This window comes from Massilia sp. GER05 (genome assembly GCF_052056005.1).
Classification (GTDB): domain Bacteria; phylum Pseudomonadota; class Gammaproteobacteria; order Burkholderiales; family Burkholderiaceae_D; genus Telluria; species Telluria orientalis.
The window spans coordinates 3,842,993-3,860,983 of the sequence record NZ_CP178858.1 but is presented as its reverse complement, the minus strand read 5'-3'; the positions used below and the strand labels follow the sequence as shown (position 1 = coordinate 3,860,983).

The window sequence follows — 17,991 nt, the reverse complement described above, 5'->3', positions numbered from 1 at the left end:
AACGAGAACCCCGCGTATGCTGACACCCTCTCTTCCACTGACGGCCCAGGCGATCCGGGCGCTCGTGGCGCGCTTCACCCCGTCGAGCCGCGTGCTGCGCCTGCATACGCCGCTGGGTGATGACGACGTCCTGCTGGCCGAATCGCTGCACGGCGAGGAAGCCATCGCCACGGGTTACCGGCTGCGCGTGTCGGCCCTCTCGACGGATGCCGGGCTGGCGCTCAAATCGCTGTTGGGCCAGCCCGTGCTGCTCCAGCTGCTCGCCGGCCCGTTCCAGGGTGTGCGTCCGTTTCACGGCCACGTGACGGCGGCCGAGATGACGGGCGCGAACGGTGGCCTGGCCCGGTACACGCTGACGATCGAACCCTGGACCGCGTTCCTCGCGCTGGGCCGCGACAGCCGCGTCTTCCAGGACAAGTCGATCGTCGACATCATCGACACCGTGTTTTCCGCATACGACGGCAAGGGCAGGCTGGCGCCGGCCTGGCGCTTCCAGGTCGACCGCTCGCTCTACCCGCTGCGCAGCCTGACGACGCAATACCAGGAAAGCGATCTCGCGTTCGTGCGGCGCCTGATGAGCGAGGAAGGCCTGTTCGCCTTCTTCGAGCACGAGGGCGATCCGGACGGCGCGACGCTGGGCGCACACACGCTCGTCATCGCCGACAGCAACGACACGTTCAAGCCGAACACGCAGGCCCTCGTGCGCTTCACGCAATCCGGCGCCGTGATGCGCGAGGACAGCATCGACCGCTGGCGCACCGAGACGCGTCTCGCGACGAATGCCGTCGAATTGCGCAGCTGGGACTATCGCGCGCGCCAGGTGCGGACCGCCGGCGCGGCCGGACAGGATCCGGTCGAACTGGCCAGCCGCGACATCCCCGGCGTGTACGCGTACACGAGCCGCGAACACGGCGCGCGCATCGCCGAGCGCCAGTTGCAGGCACTCGAAGCGGGCCAGGTCGTCCACGTGGGCGCCGGCACCGTGCGTACCTTCACGCCGGGGACGACGTTCACCCTGGCGGACCATGGCGCCCGGGACAGCGCGGCCGACACGTTCCTGCTCGTGCGCGTGCGCCACCTCGCGCACAACAACCTGGATGCCGATACCGCATCGACGCTCGTCCGCCACCTGGGCCACGATCCGGTCGCTGCGCTCAACGACGAGATCCTGTCGGCCAGCCTGCACGCGCGCGGCAAGGGCATCGCGGAACGCCCCGTGTACCGCAACAGCTTCGACGCGATCCCGGCCGCGACGCCATACCGCGACAGCCCGGTGGACGGCCACGGCCGCCTGCTGCATCCGCGCCCGACGGTGCGGGGCCAGCAGACGGCCATCGTCGTCGGCCCGCCCGGCACCGCGATCCACACGGACCGCGACCACCGTATCAAGGTGCAGTTCCACTGGCAGCGCGGCGAAGCGAGCCACAGCCGCCTCGATCATCCCGAACCGCACGGCCACACGGGCGCTCCGGCCGACGACCGCGCCGGCACGTGGGTGCGCGTGGCGACGCCGCTCGCGCCGGTCGCCGGTGCGAACTGGGGCAGCCACGCCCTGCCCCGCGTCGGCCAGGAAGTGCTGGTCGATTTCCTGGACGGGAACATCGACCGGCCGGTGGTCATCGGCGCCGTCTACAACGGGGCCGGTGCCGACGACGCCCAGCACAACACGGCAGCCGGCGGCGCGGGCGCGGCCACCGGCAACGCGGGCGCCTGGTTCCCCGGCGCGGCCGGCGCGCACGCGCACGCGGCCGTGCTGTCGGGCCTGAAAAGCCAGGCCATGCAGGCGAGCGGCAACGGCGCCGGCGCGTACAGCCAGCTCGTGTTCGACGACACGCCGGAGCAGGCGCGCGTGGCGCTGCAGCGGCATGCAAAGGCGCATCGGGGGACGGCCGAGCTGAATCTCGGGCATCTGGTGCATCAAACGGATAACCAGCGGCTGGGGACCGTGGGGCTGGGGGCCGAGCTGAAGGCGGAGCATGGGGTGGCGGTGCGCGCCGGCCGCGGACTGCTGATTGCGACCGAGCGTGCGTCGGCCGATGCGGGCGCGCTGGAGTCCGGACAGGCGGCTGCACAGATCGAACAAAGCCATACACTTCAACACAGCCTGGCCGAGACGGCCGGCAAGCACAACGCCATGCTGGCGGGAGGCACGTCTCCAGACAAGTTGCCGGCAACCGAAGCGCTCGCCAAGGCCAGCGATACACTGACCGCGACGTCAGCCAACGGCGACGCCACCGCTTACGGCGAACCGCAGCTGCAACTCTACACGCCGGCAGGCATCGCAGCGCTCACGCCAGCATCGACCGTCATTGCGTCAGGCACGACCACCAACATCACGGCGGGACAGGACATCGGCTTTGCCTCACAAGGCAATACCATTCACTCGGTCAGCGCCGGGGTCAGCCTGTTCACGTACGGTAAGGCCACGAGCACCGACAAACCGAATCAGGAAACCGGCATCCGCATGCATGCGGCCAGCGGCAAAATCAGCATGCAAAGCCAAAGTGGCCAGACACGGCTGACAGCCGACAAGACGATTACGGTGGCGAGCATCGCGAGGAGCGTGAACGTGGCAGCGAAGGAGCATGTGCTGTTGACTGCGCAAGGCGCGTACATTCGGCTTTCGGGAGGTGACATCGAAGTGCATGGCCCGGGGACAATCGCCTTCAAGGCGAGCATGAAGGAGCTCACCGGCCCGGCGAGCGCACAATTCGAACTACCAGCCATGCCGCAGCTGAGCCATCAGTGTGGCCAACGTTTCAGGCTCAAGGACACGCTTGGCACACCGCTGGCAGATCAGGCCTACACGATATACGTAGCGGACCAACAAGAGATCAAGGGTGTGACAGATACGCATGGCATGACGGCGTATGTCGACACCGAAAACCCTGAGACGACCTACATCTTATTCGACCGTGATTTGCAATGGATCTGTGAAGAGGAAAGCGATGAAAATTCGAGCCATAGCGAGTGCTAGCGTCTTGGCGATAGCCGCCCTCTCCGCGACGGCCCAGACGCTCCCAGTGGTATTGCGTGGTGACATGACGCCGATCAAACTCGCCAGCGGTGATGTCGTGGCTTTGCACACGATCATTGACCTGAACAATGCACATGCGCTGGAAACTGTCAGTTTCCTGATAAGAAATCCGCGTGGAGCCGCTGAAGCTATTCCGTTCGAGATAAACGACGACTATCAAGCTTCCCTGACATTGCGTTCCGGCGCCGACTGCGCGATCACTGGAATGCGCGCGTTTCAGGACGGGAAGAAAATTCGTGTCGTTTACGCGAGCCGGAAGGGCCAGTGGTCTGAAAAAAACTCCGTAAAATTCCAGGAATTCGATCTAACGAAGAATGATGAGCGCGCCCCTGGCACGCCACTACACTATTTTAAAGAGCGTAAAGTTTACAGCTCGAAAAAAGCATACTGTGATGTCAATCGTGCTATCGACAGCGAGGCGTCACCTATCAACGGGATCGAATAATGGCTGAGAAGAAATTCATCCAAGCGCGTGATGGCGAAAAAAACAGTGTCATATACGTTTGCGCAGACGGCACGGAATTCTTACGATCCGGAGGCACTCGCGCCTGGCGAAATAACAACCCAGGGAATCTTATTGCCGCCGAAAAGAGTGGTTTATCGATCGGACGCGGCGGCAGCTTTGCGGCATTTGCGAGTCAGGAGGATGGATTTGCGGCCCTGGAGTATTCTTTAAAGAATTTTTATTCCGATATCAAACTGGATAAGGTTTTTAAAAAATATGCCCCGGCCACCGACCATAACGATCCGGAGCAATATGCAGCCACAGTCAGAAAGATGACCGGCCTGGACGCCGTTCGGACTATTGGATCTCTCACCAAGGAAGAGTTGGACGAATTTAAATTAGCAATCATGCGCGTGGAAGGTTGGAAAGAAGGAAAAACTGAGCCAATTCCCCATGCCAAGCAATTTCTCGTAAAAGGCATTGATGGAAAGCCGATGGGAGGTCTACGCTATTTACTTTCCTACTTCACCGGCGATGGTGAGCAGAAAAAAATCGAAGGCGAAACAAGCGCGGACGGCAAGACCGTCATCGCCGTTACCGACACCCGAACTACCGTACAATTGCATCTACCTCGACCTGACCCCGGACAGTCTCTAAAACCCCTGCAAAAAAAAGTGGGAGGCGGCAAAGGAAAAACGATTGTCGCTGCCGAGGTCACGACTAAACCATGGTACAGCCAGACGTTCAGTCAAGCAGTTGCTGGCGAAGACAGCAAGCATGACGAATCACCACGCCAAAACGACTTAGACGCTGGACATCAAGAGCTCCAGGAGGCGCCTTTGTCTCCACCGGCTCCTCTGTCGACCGTTAAGCAAGCTGGCGCAGTTCAGCTATCCGGTACGAAGAAAAAGTCCGAGAACCATGTACAAGATGTCATAAAAGAAGCTGGCGTGTATGTTGCGTGGGAATTCGATACCAAGCGTGGCTCTGAGAAGAAACTGGAAAAACTGCCGTATGTTATTGCTGAGATGTCGGGCGATCAAGGCAAACCCCTGATGAAGGGGCAAGGTATTTTGTTAATGAGAAACAACAAAATTCGACAAAAAGTTCCGTTTGGCAAAGAAGTCGCCTTATACCTTGGCAATGATGCAAAGGTTCAATATCGCACTACCCCGCTTTATCGCGTGCGTGCGGAAGAAGGGCTGAGCGACGTGGTAGTGAAGATTTCGGAAATCAAGGGTACGGCTTATGACCCTTCAGATGAACTACCGTCGGACCCAGTCTCGACAGGAACCAAAAAGGTCTATTCTGCAAGCCTTTTCGGGACGACCTGGTTAAAATTCAGTCATAAATTCACAGCGGATGAGGCCCTGGAACAAAGTCGATTCGAACCTCCGGAACTCCAAGCAGCCTTGCAACAGATTTTTGGGGGAAATGCAAGCGTTAGCGGCAACGCTATAACGCTGAGCGTCGTAAAACCAAACAAGAAAAACATGGTAATCACGTGGCAAGCGGCTGCATTTCAGAATTGCAGGCAAAACATACCTTCTATTACGAACCTTGCTGCAGCCAAAGCCGAAATTATTCCTCGCGTTCACCCTCAGACTTATAAAGCATTCTTGAAGGCCGCGTTCGAATTGGACGCTACGGCACTTGAGATTGCATCGGGTTGGCGCCCCATGCTTGGTTCAGTCTTGCATCGCGTTGGCGTGGGCTTGGACGTAAGCCGCATATTAGTGGAAGGTCGTGACTTGAAGCTAAGCCGCAGCCGGACTTCTGCAGACACGGCATACATAAATTTATTGACGCAAAAAAATCGGCTTGAAGGAAAAAAGACGCTTACCGAGGATGAAAAACAAGAACTCAAGCAACTAGTGGCGCAAGAGACAAATAAACGTGAAGCCGCGACGATAGCGATTCGCAACAGCGACAGCACCTCTATTCGCACTTTTATTCATAAGCTGCGAGAGAACAGTGATGTTAAGCAGACATTTGATCCATGGGAAATGGATTTAAACACTCGTGACAATTCGCCAGCACAACCGAACCACCTCATTACCGGCAATGAGAAATTGCATGGAACCCATCTGCATATTACCGTGAGGGATACTGAACTTGGATACTAAAATCGGAATTCTATTCTCGTTCATGTTTTTCTTTTCCGGAAGCATCCTTGCGGACGAAGCGTTAGGGAGTCAAAATTACACTAACTTTGGGATGGACCTGGATGCCCCAATCTTTCCAGTCAATGGCGTGCTCAACATATACCAAAATAAAGGTGACACAAGCCCTATCGCTACGCTGAAAGACAAGCCAGTGATAAATCAACGCGGCGCCGTCAAGCCTTGCATCAAAAACAGCGCGGATGGTTGGGCGCAATGCAAAGTCAGCGGTGTCAGAGGATGGGTCAAGCATGACGATTTTCGTAGCGCCGAAGAATACATGCCGGTGCCGACTTGGGCATTTCGCTATTGGTTGTATATCAGATCGCCGGGTACGGGTAGCGAAGACGCAGTCATTCTTCGCGAGAGCGTCAACAAGAATCCTTATCTGATTGCGCCTGCAGCGTATTCGAACATATTTTTCCACGTTCTTTTCGATAAAGAAGGAAGAGCGATCAGCCCCAAAAGCCATAAGCCCACAGGCGATCGAGTATTTATTTCTGGAAATGCCGTTTTCCTCGCTCCGGGCGATCCAAAACGTCGCAGAAACGCGACTTGGCTGTTCCTTAACTTCTACAATGAAAAGTTAAACGCGTTGTGTCCAGGTCAGAATGCCGACAGTTGCATGAGTGCCGTTAATACTTCGCCTGGCTGGCCCGGAATCAAGAGAATGTATGAGGAACCCTCTGACCAGTACAAGCAGAAAAATGACGATCAAGCGTGGTTTGGTAACGGCGAAGTCGCATTTGCACGGCATATCGACCCGGTGAAACCGTTGATGTATCGTGTACCCGATAACGTAGTCATGAGCGCCGACAAAAGCGAAATGACGCTAGAGCAGGTCGCCAAGAATCGAGAGAAGCTTGTTTGTATCGCAGACTGCGAACGACATTGACAACAAGCGAATCATTAGATACCGGCCGAAATAACACCGCGGCGACTTGCTCGATCGTCGGAAAAAACTTGCGAGAACCATGATCCATATACTGACCGAGTCCGAATTCAAACAGGCAAAGCGAGAACCTTTACTCGACTACGCTGCTTACAGCGATGAAGCCGCAGACATCTCAAGGCGAATTCCTAACGCTCAAAAGAAACTGAGCGATCCAGAATGGCTCTCCGGCCAAGACGTGGCCGCGCTGGTGCGTCTCACGGGGGCACGTTCCGATTATGCGATCGACCTGTTGACGCTCAGCTATTCGGCTGGCGTGCACATCATGGAATTACAAGGATTTTTCCCGCACGTCGTCGACTATTTCGAGGCGTTCGCTTTATATATCCAGGCATTCAATCGAACTGACGAAGGAACGCGACTCAACTCGCCTGTCATCCATCTGCAGGATGTCGAATTCCAGATAGCAAACCGGCTGCTCTGCTTTTCCGTTTTGCTCGGGCATACAAAATTGATCCCCCGGATCATGGCAATTCTCGACTATAACAATTCGATGCGCGACGGTCTGCTCGAACGAATTGCGTCGTGTTACAGCCAGCGGCCCTCGCCTTTACCCGATGAATGCACGCGTCATTTACCGTACTATAAGGCGTTGCCAATCTTCGACGCGCAACCATCCGACCGCCCCGGACTGATCAAGGCGTATCTGCTGGACTGGTACGAAGCGAGCCGTCGCGAACCCTACTACGACGCTCACACCGGCGCCCCTTCGTTCTTGGGCTATTGGGCATGGGAAGCGGCAGCAATCACGATTGCTTTGAATGTCGACGACCAATCGTATCGGGACCTACCTTTCTACCCACGCGACCTCGTTGCACATCTCAGGAACTCGACGGCAGGAAGTGCCACAGGTGCGCCGCGCACTGCAACCGCTGAAATTCGTGCAAAGCCTGGCGAAACATGCCCGATTGGACGACGCTGGCAATCGATCGGGGTGCCCGTCCACGATACGGTCTATACGCAAGGGGCGCCAATGCAGGATCTGAAGTCCCCATATGGATTGACTGTCTGGCGCTTTCTCGGTGCGGCGTAGTTGAGCGCTTTCGCCCTAATGATGAAAAAAAGCATGCACATAGCGCGTAACGTTGTGGCAGGTGTCCTATTCGCCGCCTGGCTCTGTGCCGGTGTACAAGCACCGGCGATTGCGGCGTCGACCCATCATGAGGTCAAGCTGGGCTACGGCGTCAACGAGGTCAATCTGAGCAAGTTGTCACTGCACATCGTGCGCGGGATGGTCGCCAACGGCACGGCGAGCAGCTTCGATACGTTCACCGTGTACCTGGTGCCGGACAGCGCGGGCGAGCCCTGGCTGCAGGTAACGACCACCACGCCCAAGGGCCTCGGCTACAACTTCCGCAACTACGAGTCCGGCGACGCCAACACGCACGCCGTCGCGTTTTACGTCGAAGGCAATCACCTGTTCGCGGTCCAGGCGACGAAGGTCGGGCCAAGCGCCGACGCGCAAGGCGCGCGCAAGACGCCTTTCGATTTCGAAGTCGTCCGGTTCAACGAGAATGAGGACATCCCACTGTTCAAGAGCGACAGTAAGCAACGCTCGAAGGGCCATTACGTGGATGGACGCGACGCGATAGACCATGAATTCTTCGGCCGCTGAGGGGTAATCGATGTTCGTACGTGCGACCTATTATCGCGAAAAGAAGGCCGTCCACTACTTCGACGAAAACGGCGAGGGAACGCCGTACATCGGCGGCTCCTTCGCATGGCGCACCAACAATCCCGGCGACATGGCGAAGCCGGGTAAGCGCGTCGTCAGCACGAGTATCGGCTACGCCCAGCGGGTATCCAACCCGAAAAGCCTCTTCCTGACCTTTCCCGACCAGTCTCCATGAAAAAACGGCTCTTCTTCTCGCTCATCGCATTAGCCTGCGTCGGTTGTCATGCCGACGGGCTTCCCATCGTCGGTATCGTCGAACAAATCCCTGTTCTGGCAAACGGGAGCCACGTAACCGCCCGTCCGACCTACATCTTCACCGACGAGAAGTTGTCCGGATCGACTGTCTTCAACGGTCTGCAAGGCCCCGGCTCGACCCTGGACGTCGTGTGCTGCTATGAAGTCAAAAACACCACGCCGACGTCGCTCGATACGGAACTGGCGAAGTACGGCAAAGATCCCCTGTTCGCCTCACAGATGAAAAGCATCAAGGGCTACCGATACATCTATGTGGCCGCTCCGACATCCGACAAGAAGCTCTGGACGCCTGTGATGAAGACGCTCGCACAAATTGCGGCTAACCCGGAAGATGGCTCGCCGTTCTCGGCAGCCGTGGTCGGCGCGCGATTCGACAAGCCCACGATCCTGGCATCGTTCACGGCGAATGGCGTACCGATGACGATGCAGACGCGCTCGGATACGACATCCGGCCGCATCATCTATACGTTCACGCGCGGTGGCAAAAAGGTCGAGATGTCGGAAGATACCTTTGCAGATTAAGACCCGACTGCCACCATGAAAATGATCACAGCGTTCGTTGCTCTGGCTATCCCGACATTCAGTATCCAGGCCGCCGCCCAATCAGTTAACGTCGCCGCATTCCTGAAAGAGCGCGGCGCCGAGAGGGCCGAACTCCGTCAGCTGGCGCGCTCGCCCAACCCGGCGGTGGTACCCGTCGCGTTCTACGACCAGGACGGCCTGGCGCCGAGCTGCGGCCTCCTCGTTGCCGTCCCCGACGCGCCGAAGCCACGCTATATCGAAATACTTGATGCGGACAGCGGCAACACGTTTCCGCAATGCGTCGCGATACCGTCGATCAGGGCGTTCCGCCTGCAGGACAAGCATTACCTTGCCATCGAATATCTGGACCGGGACACGCGCGACGACACGTATCGCGAGTTCCATTACGTGTACGATGATCCGGCCCAGGGCTTCGTCGACGACAAGATGCTCAACGACGGTGTCCCGTCGTCCGACTCCTGGAAAGAAGCCGACGGCATCAAGCTTGCACGCGCGGCGATGATGCGGAAGACGTTCCCGCAATGGAGGTTCCTGGAACGTGACTTCATCGCGGGGGATACGTCCTCATTTGCCACCTTCGAGGACAGCCACGCCCGCGCCTGCCATTTCGCGATGGAAGCCGGCGCCAAACCGCTATCGGCAAACCTGGCCGAGGTGGCGTCGACGACCGGGTGCGCCGGCGTCCTCGCTGCCACTCGGCTGGCCGCGCCCGCCGCGACGTACTACATTTCCATGTTCAGATCGGACGCCGGCAAGCAGCTGGTCGTCATCGCGTCCATTGCGAACGACGGCACGCTGAAGGTCGAAAAAGGCCTGTCCGCCGACATCAACGGTGCGGGCGCAACCGGCGATATCAGGGCGGCCAGGGCCGCCCTGTCGCAACGCCTGGGCGCCCTCCCAACTCCGCCAACCCGACAATGACACCGTTCTGACATGGACCTCGCAACATTAAGCGAAGCACTTCGCCGCTTCGGCACCGGCCTGTCCCAGCATGCCCGCCTCATCACGCTGGCCAGCGCGTACGACGCCGCACTGCCGCAATCCCCGCTCGCGGAACGGGTGCGCGGCCGCGAAGCCGTAAATGATTTATACCGTTTCGACGTTGATGCCCTCAGCACGTCGACCGACCTCGATCTCGCGGGCTTCATCGGCGAAGAACTGACCGTCGGCCTGCTGCAACCTGACGGACGCCGCCGCGCGTGGCACGGCATCTGCACCGCGGCCGAGTGGCTGGGTGCCGATGGCGGCGTCGCGCGCTACCGGCTGCGCCTGGAGCCCGCGCTGGCCCTGCTGCGCCTGCGCCGCGACAGCTACATCTTCCAGGACAAGAACGTCCGCGCCATCGTCACCGAGCTGTTCGCGGACTACCCGCAACTGCGCTTCGACTTCGACATCACGCAGGACCTGCCGCCGCGCCCCATCTGCACCCAGTATCGCGAAAGCGACTACGATTTCTTCGTGCGCCTGATGGCGTCGGAGGGCCTGTCCTGGCGCTTCGAGCACGACCAGGACGTCACGGCCGACGACGGCCAGGCGCGGCACCGCGTGATCATCTTCGACAGTGCGGCCGGGTTCCCCGCGACGCCGGGCAACGCCGCCATCCGTTTTCACGGCGTGCGCGCCACCGACACCGACGACGCCATCGACGGCTTCAGCGCGCGCCGGCGCGTGCAGGCGAACGCCGTCTCGATCAGCAGTTGGGATCCGGCCCAGGTTCGCGCGCCCGCCGCCGAACAGCAATCGATCCTGGACGCCGGCGAGCTGCCGCTGCTGCCGGTATACGACGGCGCCGGCGAACGCATCGCCACCGACGCTGGCGCGGCCGGCTTGCACAGCCGCCTGATGCTGCAGGCGCTGGAACTGGACAACAAGCTGTTCGAAGGCGAAGGCGCCGCGCGCCGGCTCGCCGCCGGCCATGCGTTCACGCTGACGCAGCACGACCGCTATCCCGACCGCGACAACGCCTTCAAGGTGCTGTGGGTCGAGCACGAGGCGCGCAACAACGTCGGCGCGCAGATCGCGGCCGTGGACCGGGGCGGCGTCGAACCCGGCACGTACCGCAACCGGTTCGGCTGCGTGCGCGACGCCGTGCCCATCGTCCCGCACGCGACCGCCCTGCCCCAGCCGCACACGGCGCTCGGCCCGCAGACGGCGCTGGTGGTTGGCCTGCCGGACAGCGTCGCCACCACGACGCGCGACCACCAGGTGCGCGTGCAGTTCGCCTGGCAGCGCGGCGCCGCGGCGAACCGCGGCGGCCTGGATCACGACACGGACGACGCGGGCTGCGCGCCCGGCGACGACCGCTCGGGTACGTGGGTGCGCGTGGCCGAAGCGCTTGCGGGCCCCAACTGGGGGTCGCAATTCACGCCGCGCATCGGCACCGAAGTGCTGGTCGACTTCATCGACAACGACATCGACCGCCCCCTCGTGGTCGCGCAGTTGTACACGGGGGCGGATGCGCCGCCGTTCGCGGCGGGCGTGGATTCCGGCGTCGACCACGCGGGCACGATCTCGGGTATTCACACGCAGACGTTCGACGGCGCCGGCTGGAACCAGTGGCAGCTGGACGACACGCAGGGCCAGCTGCGCATGCGCCTGGCCACCAGCACGGCGGCCACGCAGCTCAATCTCGGACACCTCGTTCGCCAGGCGCCACGCAGCGCGCAACGCGGCCACTACCGCGGCAGCGGCTTCGAACTGCGCACGGATGCCTGGGCCGTCGTGCGCGGCGCGGAAGGCGTGCTGCTGACGACGCGCGCGCGCGCCGCGCAAGGCGCCGGCGTCGGCTCGACGCAGATGGACGCGGCCGAAGCGGTAGACAGCCTGAAAGCGGCGCAGTCGCTCGGGGCTACTCTGCTGGAGGCTGCGACGGGACAGCATGCGCTGACCAGCAAGGCGGCCGTGCAAGCGCAGAAGGATTTCCTCGCGCAGATCGATCCGGCCGACAAGGGCAAGTTCGCCGGCCCGGTGAACGGCCAGGACGCCGCGAAGACAACGCCCGGATCGCGCGACCTCGACACGTCGTCGCCCGTCGAAAAATTCGGCGCGCCGGTCGTGCTGCTGGATTCGCAGGCCGGCATCAACTGGGCGACACCCGCGTCGACCGTGCTGTTCGCGGGCCAGCATCTGCACTGGACGACGCAGTCGGACATGCACGTGATGGCGGCGTACACGTCGTCATCGGTGTCGGCCGAGGCGACGTCGTTGTATGCGCACGAAGGAGGCATACAGGCGGTTGCCGGTAACGGGCCGGTATCGGTGCAGGCGCATACGGACCTGCTCGAGATTTTGGCGGACAAAGAGGTTACTGTCATCTCGGTCAATGACGGGATCGAGGTCAAGGCGAGCAAGAAGATCGTGCTGCAGGCGGGGCAGGCATCAGTGACGCTGGACGGAAAGAATATTACGTTTGCCTGTCCGGGCAGGTTTTCCGTTAAAGGCGCGCAACAAGTATTTGATGAAGGTTCATTCGGTGCCGCACGATTGGAAGAGCTCCCGCATCGTCTTGTTACGCCAATACTACAGCCATATAGCATACGCTGGGCAGCGACATCGGCTATCACGGGTAAGCCGGCGGCAGGCGTCGATGTCGACGTCTTTGACACCGAAAGCTTCGAGGTTGCGTATACCGGCACTACGCAAGGCGATGGCAGGACGCAGCGACTAACCGATCAAGAACGTCCGCAAGAATTCGTCGTCCTTGTCGGAAGCGGAAATTGGGTTACCGACATAACTGCCGATCAGGACCCCGTGACGTTGGAACCGAGACGACTGGATGGATTTGGAGGCAGAAGAATGAACAGGATATATGTGGTGAAAAAGGGCGACACCCTAACCGGTATTGCGGCCCGGGAAAAGGTCGATCGATATGAACTCGCCTCATTAAACGACATACACAACCATAATCTCATTAAAATAGATCAAGTACTTATATTGCCGCGTCTGGCTATTGAGGTAACACCTGAAGAGCTCGGTCCGTTACCACTCCCGCAGCTCGATGATCTCTCGATTATTACTTGCCAGTTTATTGATGCCTCAAATGAGCCTATAGAAGGTATGCATGTCAATCTAACGATTGGCGCACACAAATTGCATCACTCGACCGACAGCGATGGATTCGTCCCTGCTGTCGTCCTCGAGCCGAGTGACGAAATTAAGATTTCCGTGAAGACATTGGCCGGTGAATGGAAGACCATTTCCGAGGTAAAGCCAGCGGGTCCCACAACACACGCGCGAGTCGTTAGTCCAAAAATAAAAAGGACTTCTGAACAGAAATTACATGAAGGTCCAGCTCAACCTGCCAAACCTGTCGAAACAACCCGACAAGAGATTGGAAGCACTACCTTTACTCGGAGCCAGAACGGCCATCCTGTACAGCAGGTCGCATTGGAATGTCCGAATCCTGAAAATCTGAGGCTGGAAGCCAACCATAAGTATCGCGAAATCATTCTTGGAGCCTCGCGACGTTCAAAACTGTCGCCTCATGCTATTGCTGCCATTATGAACGCAGAAGCGGCTCGCATTTTAAACGTAAAAAAATTGCCAGTTATTGACAAAAAAACCGGCAAACAAAAAACTGACGCACATGGCACGCCAGTATTTATCAAGCAAACATACGACACTGGTGAGTGGGACCCTCGTTCTGAGAATCCAAGATCGTCTGCCAGAGGAATGACACAGTTTCTTGACGCCACATGGATAAGTCTGGCCCTCACCAAGGGCACGTTCTTGTACGAACGCGCTAAACGCGAGGGATGGATTACTGAAAAGACAAAGACCGTGCAGCGCGGTAAAGACTAAGTGGAGAAAACATATCCTCAATTCAACTTGGCTGACGGCACAGTAATCACTTCCACACCGAAATCCAGCCTCGATAGATTGCTTTCTTCACGTAGGTTTATACGGAAATGGGCCACGTCGAGTGATAAGAATATTCAAAATCTCCTGGATTTGCGGTATGATCCCGAATGCGCGATCAATACAGCCGTTGACTACGGCCTTCAGAACCTCGAGATGTTGAAGTCTAAAGGCGTAAAAGTAGACAGCATTCCAGACGGGGAAAAGGCGAAAGTGATATATTTAACCCATCATCTCGGAGCAGATGATGCTATATCCTTCATTTGTAATACAATGAGTGCAAAGAAAGCGGAGCTTCTTCTTAGAACCCAGATCAAAGATGAAGGCGCGGAAATACGCGCAAAGCGGGCGGGTGGTGATTATCTCAAGGCCCATCGAAATTGGCTCGGCGAGTTTATTGACAACAAGATCATAGTTTCCGACAAAATGTGTACAAGACAGGGTACGCTCCCGCGCCACCTTATTGACCTTACAATCGCTATTCGCTAATCAATCATCAATAAATAATGAAAAAGCTCTGTTTTACGATCCTGCTTTGCACCGTCGTAAGTGTGTGCCACTCAGAAAACGCCAAAAGGCCGATTGACGCACAACAAAAAGTTTTGTTGGATGAACGAGGCTCCGATTATTATTCTTACCATACCGGACTCGGAACGCTTGAGTTTTTGGACCGTTCAGGCGAGCGGGGAACCCCTGCAATCAAGATTCTATTGAACGGAAAAGCCATCGTGAATTTAGAAGGCGTTACCGACAAAGGAGGATCCGAACAATCACTCATGCTTGACAGCTTCACAAATGTCATCGATTGGGCTTCCAGCAAAGGTAATCAGAGCGGCCCGAGTGATGTGAAAAGGATGATCGTTTCTGTTGGCGCAACGAGTAACTGCGTGAGACGTTATATCATGCTTGACTTTACTGACACAAAGCCCTTTGTATCTAAGCCGTTCTCCTACAATCCTGACGATGACATATGCGAACACCTGAAAAAAGTCAAGTGGGGAAAACAGGAAACCTTTATTGATTTAGCTGGACCTCAACGCTATTTATATCGCCCTCAACGGGAAGTGATAGGTCCGATCGGCGATTGATACCACCTTTTTAAAAATTGACTTATCTTTGAAATATTTCCGAAATGAAATACAGTCGCCTATCCGACAGTCGTGGGCTCGGTCTGCCGGACAGCGTCTCCACTATAGCGCGTGACCTTCAGGTGCGCATCCGGGCGTGTCGAGTCCCGTTTGATCGTAAACGCGTTTAACGAATAGTTCTGGCCGTTTCTGCTGCCATTCCTTGAGCGCGAGGATAGGCGTTTTTGCGTCGAGTGAACGTTGCGGAATATGGTGGTTGTACAGCTTCAAATAGTCATCGTATGCTTCTTCCAACCTGGAGGCATTTAAACAGAGCACGAATTTCCCTATTGATTCGTTGAGCGCGGCGGACAAGGCAAAGGTGGCTTACCTACTTCATCATGAAGGCTTGACAGGTGCGTTGCGAATATTCGGGAAAAAGCCGCAGATGAATGACGCGGATCTACTGAAACGCTTACGGAAGCAGCTGGGGGAAGACGCTGGGAAAGCCCTAAACAGTTTGCTCGAACGATATGATTACGAACCTGCCGCTGCTTACAAAGGCTGGCTGTTCAGTTATATTGATGCCAATATCTGCGTTGATCATTTCGTAATCGAAGACGCGAAAAAATTTGCGACTCCGCCGAGGTCGATGGCTGCGATCGCTCAATTGCTATCTAGCGGCATTCAAGTTGCGAAACCAAAACCAAAAGCGCGTAGCGACAAGAAGGGAAATCAAACTCCCGCGCATTCATCCAGCAAAACCACTCCTCCGTCGAGCGGCAAACCGCTGCCAGATCATCAAACCCAGTCTGCAACAACACAAATCGCTCCTGCCAACAGATGGCATGATCCGCTCGCAGTTTGTACACTTAGAACCGCCGGCTTAGCCGGCAAAACCGGGGCAATGTTCGGCTGGACGCGCAACGGTGGAAAAAAGAACCACCAAGGGATTGATCTCGCTGCGAATCCTGGTACGCCAATCTACGCGGTAGCCGACGGAATCGTCTACAGCAAGAAATCCCCGTCCTCTTCCTATGCTTACGGGAATACCCTAGTTCTTGAAGTGGGCATCAATGACTTGCCGGAACCACAGGCTGCGGAATTCCGCCGCATTAATCCAAACGCAAGAACTATCGGATTTTTCTATGCTCACTTAAGCGGACTTCCTGATACGCCGAAGCAAATCGTCAAGAGCGGCGACGTTATAGGTAAAACTGGCTCATCCGGCAACGCAAGCAAAATGACCAGCATTGCTCTTGGCGCTCACTTGCATTTCGAGGTGAGATTGGAAGCACGGAAGGTGGCTACAGGGCTGGCTAATCGTGCAGATCCGCTGCCATTCATTGTAAATTGCACTAATCGCTGACATGAAAAACAGAATTTCGACCGCATTACTTATCTCCTCGATCTCCCTGGCATTGGGAATCATGCATGCGATGGCCGCTGGGGAACGTATAGATATGGGTAAATGCTCAAAACATCCATGCCCAAACACTCAAACTGGCGAGGATCCAGGTGCAATCGAAGCCCGCGAAGGCGGAGAGATCGAAGCTAGCCTTCTTGCAAATGCAAGTGATAAGGGACGCTGGTCCAGTGTCATATTGCTATCCAGTTCGACGGAAAAGCAAGAACTCAGCATGCCAATCATCATGGCTGATAAATTCAACCTGTCGTTAGATCCAAAAAAGGGACGGCTGACTTTCGCCTCCCCCCATGCAACACAATCATTCAAAATTTCAGAAGCAAGCTCAGCCGAAAACTCGAAACACCCCTGTTTTAAATATCAAGTCCGCGTTATCGACGCCAGATCCGACTACGCATTGATAAAAAAGACTTGCCCAAAGCAGGAATACCGCCCCCAACGGTTTTACAGGGGAACTGATTATTACATTTACGACCAAAAAACGAACACGATGCGGTCAATTTGGTCAGCCTCCACCCAGATCGATACCTCAACCCCCTTCCCAACCGCCAAACCCGAAATTTCGATTAAATACCTTAAAGATGGCTACGGATTCGACTGGATCGGGGTGTTGCCAAGTGACAATCCATCGGTCCCAGTGTCGGTCCATAATATTTACAAACGTGAAGTTGATAAAAATAACCAGTTATCTTTAGTCTGTTACGACGTGACGAATCCTCGACACCCGGTCAAGGAAAACGAAATGTGTGAGAGTGAAAGCCTCGAGCGGATTGGTAATTGATAGCTATGTTGGAAATAGGGCGTGCGTCGATGCTCGGTCCTGGGTTGCAGAGGCCAGAAAAAGTTGATCGTATTTTGATCATGCTTGTTGCCGCAGCCATTCTCTATATTTCTGGCTGCTCTGCGCAAGATAAAAAGCTCAAGGCGTCCGACGATGCCAAGGCACTGCAACAGCTCGTCGACGTCCCAGCCGATCTGAAGTCGGCCCGATGGGAAATGTTCGGAACGCCAGAATACGAAGGTGGTGTGCCGGGCCCCACGGATTACATGACCCTCGTTGCGGAAGTCGAACCGGTCACGAATGCCGAAAGTTTCACGAGCGGCACGAACGACAAAGCTATTTATATTGTTCCGGAAGCCGCGCGCCCATGGCTTTCAAGCCATTTTCAAAGCATTCTGGTAAAGAACAGGAACACGAATTTCGATCTCGCGACAACTGCCGGGTGCCACGCATATGACACAAAGGTAAGGAAATCCGGGCGCAAGGTCAACGGTTTTTCGTGCGAAAAATCCGGAAAAGTTCTCGTGTATCTTTCATTATTTTGATGACTCAAACGCCCGGCCACCTCCTCGACAATGGCCGGGACAAAATATGCCCCATTACCCCAGACTGGTCTTAGCATTCATAGTAATAATGGCAATTACGACCGTGTCTGCAGCCCTGCCACAGGTCCTTTCGGCGACAGCCACATGCCGTGATAATGAAAAGTGCATCTTCGACCACGCCCGCATGGACGTCAATTTGACACTGACGAACAATTCAAGCGCCCGGTCGGCGTGCCGCTCGAATTC

General features: G+C 56.9%; 15 protein-coding genes. All 15 read left to right on the top strand.

All coding sequences use genetic code 11. The features are described 5' to 3' along the window. Positions 1–16 precede the first annotated feature (16 nt). The 15 genes from ACL58G_RS17235 (at position 17) to ACL58G_RS17165 (ending at position 17,745) form a co-directional block, all read left to right on the top strand. Positions 17–2,977 (top strand): type VI secretion system Vgr family protein, encoded by a 2,961-nt coding sequence (locus ACL58G_RS17235; protein ID WP_440962570.1) that lies wholly within the window; start codon positions 17–19, stop codon positions 2,975–2,977. Continuing rightward, positions 2,949–3,482, top strand: coding sequence for a carbapenem self-resistance protein CarG family protein (locus ACL58G_RS17230; RefSeq protein ID WP_413385647.1), 534 nt, complete (start codon positions 2,949–2,951; stop codon positions 3,480–3,482). The genes ACL58G_RS17235 and ACL58G_RS17230 overlap by 29 nt, the downstream gene beginning before the upstream one ends. After that, on the top strand, positions 3,482–5,608 hold the full coding sequence (locus tag ACL58G_RS17225) for a hypothetical protein (protein ID WP_440962569.1): 2,127 nt from the start codon (positions 3,482–3,484) through the stop codon (positions 5,606–5,608). The genes ACL58G_RS17230 and ACL58G_RS17225 overlap by 1 nt, the downstream gene beginning before the upstream one ends. Beyond that, positions 5,598–6,539, top strand: a complete 942-nt coding sequence (locus ACL58G_RS17220; RefSeq protein WP_413385645.1) for a hypothetical protein — start codon at positions 5,598–5,600, stop codon at positions 6,537–6,539. Before ACL58G_RS17225 ends, ACL58G_RS17220 begins: the two co-directional genes overlap by 11 nt. Before the next feature lie 79 nt (positions 6,540–6,618). Further along, a complete protein-coding gene (locus ACL58G_RS17215; RefSeq protein ID WP_440962568.1) occupies positions 6,619–7,629 on the top strand; it encodes a PoNe immunity protein domain-containing protein in 1,011 nt (336 codons plus the stop codon). Further along, entirely contained in the window at positions 7,630–8,211 is a 582-nt protein-coding gene (locus ACL58G_RS17210; RefSeq protein ID WP_440962567.1) for a hypothetical protein, read from the top strand. 10 nt (positions 8,212–8,221) lie between these two features. Next, entirely contained in the window at positions 8,222–8,446 is a 225-nt protein-coding gene (locus ACL58G_RS17205) for a hypothetical protein (protein WP_413385642.1), read from the top strand. Then, complete coding sequence (locus ACL58G_RS17200) at positions 8,443–9,048, top strand: hypothetical protein (RefSeq protein WP_413385641.1); 606 nt, start codon at positions 8,443–8,445, stop codon at positions 9,046–9,048. Before ACL58G_RS17205 ends, ACL58G_RS17200 begins: the two co-directional genes overlap by 4 nt. A gap of 15 nt (positions 9,049–9,063) precedes the next feature. Continuing rightward, complete coding sequence (locus tag ACL58G_RS17195; protein WP_440962566.1) at positions 9,064–9,990, top strand: hypothetical protein; 927 nt, start codon at positions 9,064–9,066, stop codon at positions 9,988–9,990. A gap of 12 nt (positions 9,991–10,002) precedes the next feature. After that, complete coding sequence (tssI, locus tag ACL58G_RS17190; protein WP_440962565.1) at positions 10,003–13,869, top strand: type VI secretion system tip protein TssI/VgrG; 3,867 nt, start codon at positions 10,003–10,005, stop codon at positions 13,867–13,869. Continuing rightward, positions 13,870–14,415, top strand: coding sequence for a hypothetical protein (locus ACL58G_RS17185; protein ID WP_440962564.1), 546 nt, complete (start codon positions 13,870–13,872; stop codon positions 14,413–14,415). It abuts the gene before it with no gap. A gap of 17 nt (positions 14,416–14,432) precedes the next feature. Further along, positions 14,433–15,014 carry a hypothetical protein gene (locus ACL58G_RS17180; protein WP_440962563.1) on the top strand — a complete coding sequence of 194 codons (582 nt, stop codon included), beginning with the start codon at positions 14,433–14,435 and terminating at the stop codon, positions 15,012–15,014. A gap of 361 nt (positions 15,015–15,375) precedes the next feature. After that, positions 15,376–16,362 carry a M23 family metallopeptidase gene (locus ACL58G_RS17175; protein ID WP_440962562.1) on the top strand — a complete coding sequence of 329 codons (987 nt, stop codon included), beginning with the start codon at positions 15,376–15,378 and terminating at the stop codon, positions 16,360–16,362. A gap of 1 nt (position 16,363) precedes the next feature. After that, a complete protein-coding gene (locus ACL58G_RS17170; protein ID WP_440962561.1) occupies positions 16,364–17,200 on the top strand; it encodes a hypothetical protein in 837 nt (278 codons plus the stop codon). Then, positions 17,197–17,745, top strand: coding sequence for a hypothetical protein (locus ACL58G_RS17165; RefSeq protein WP_440962560.1), 549 nt, complete (start codon positions 17,197–17,199; stop codon positions 17,743–17,745). Before ACL58G_RS17170 ends, ACL58G_RS17165 begins: the two co-directional genes overlap by 4 nt. The last annotated feature ends 246 nt before the right edge of the window (positions 17,746–17,991 follow it).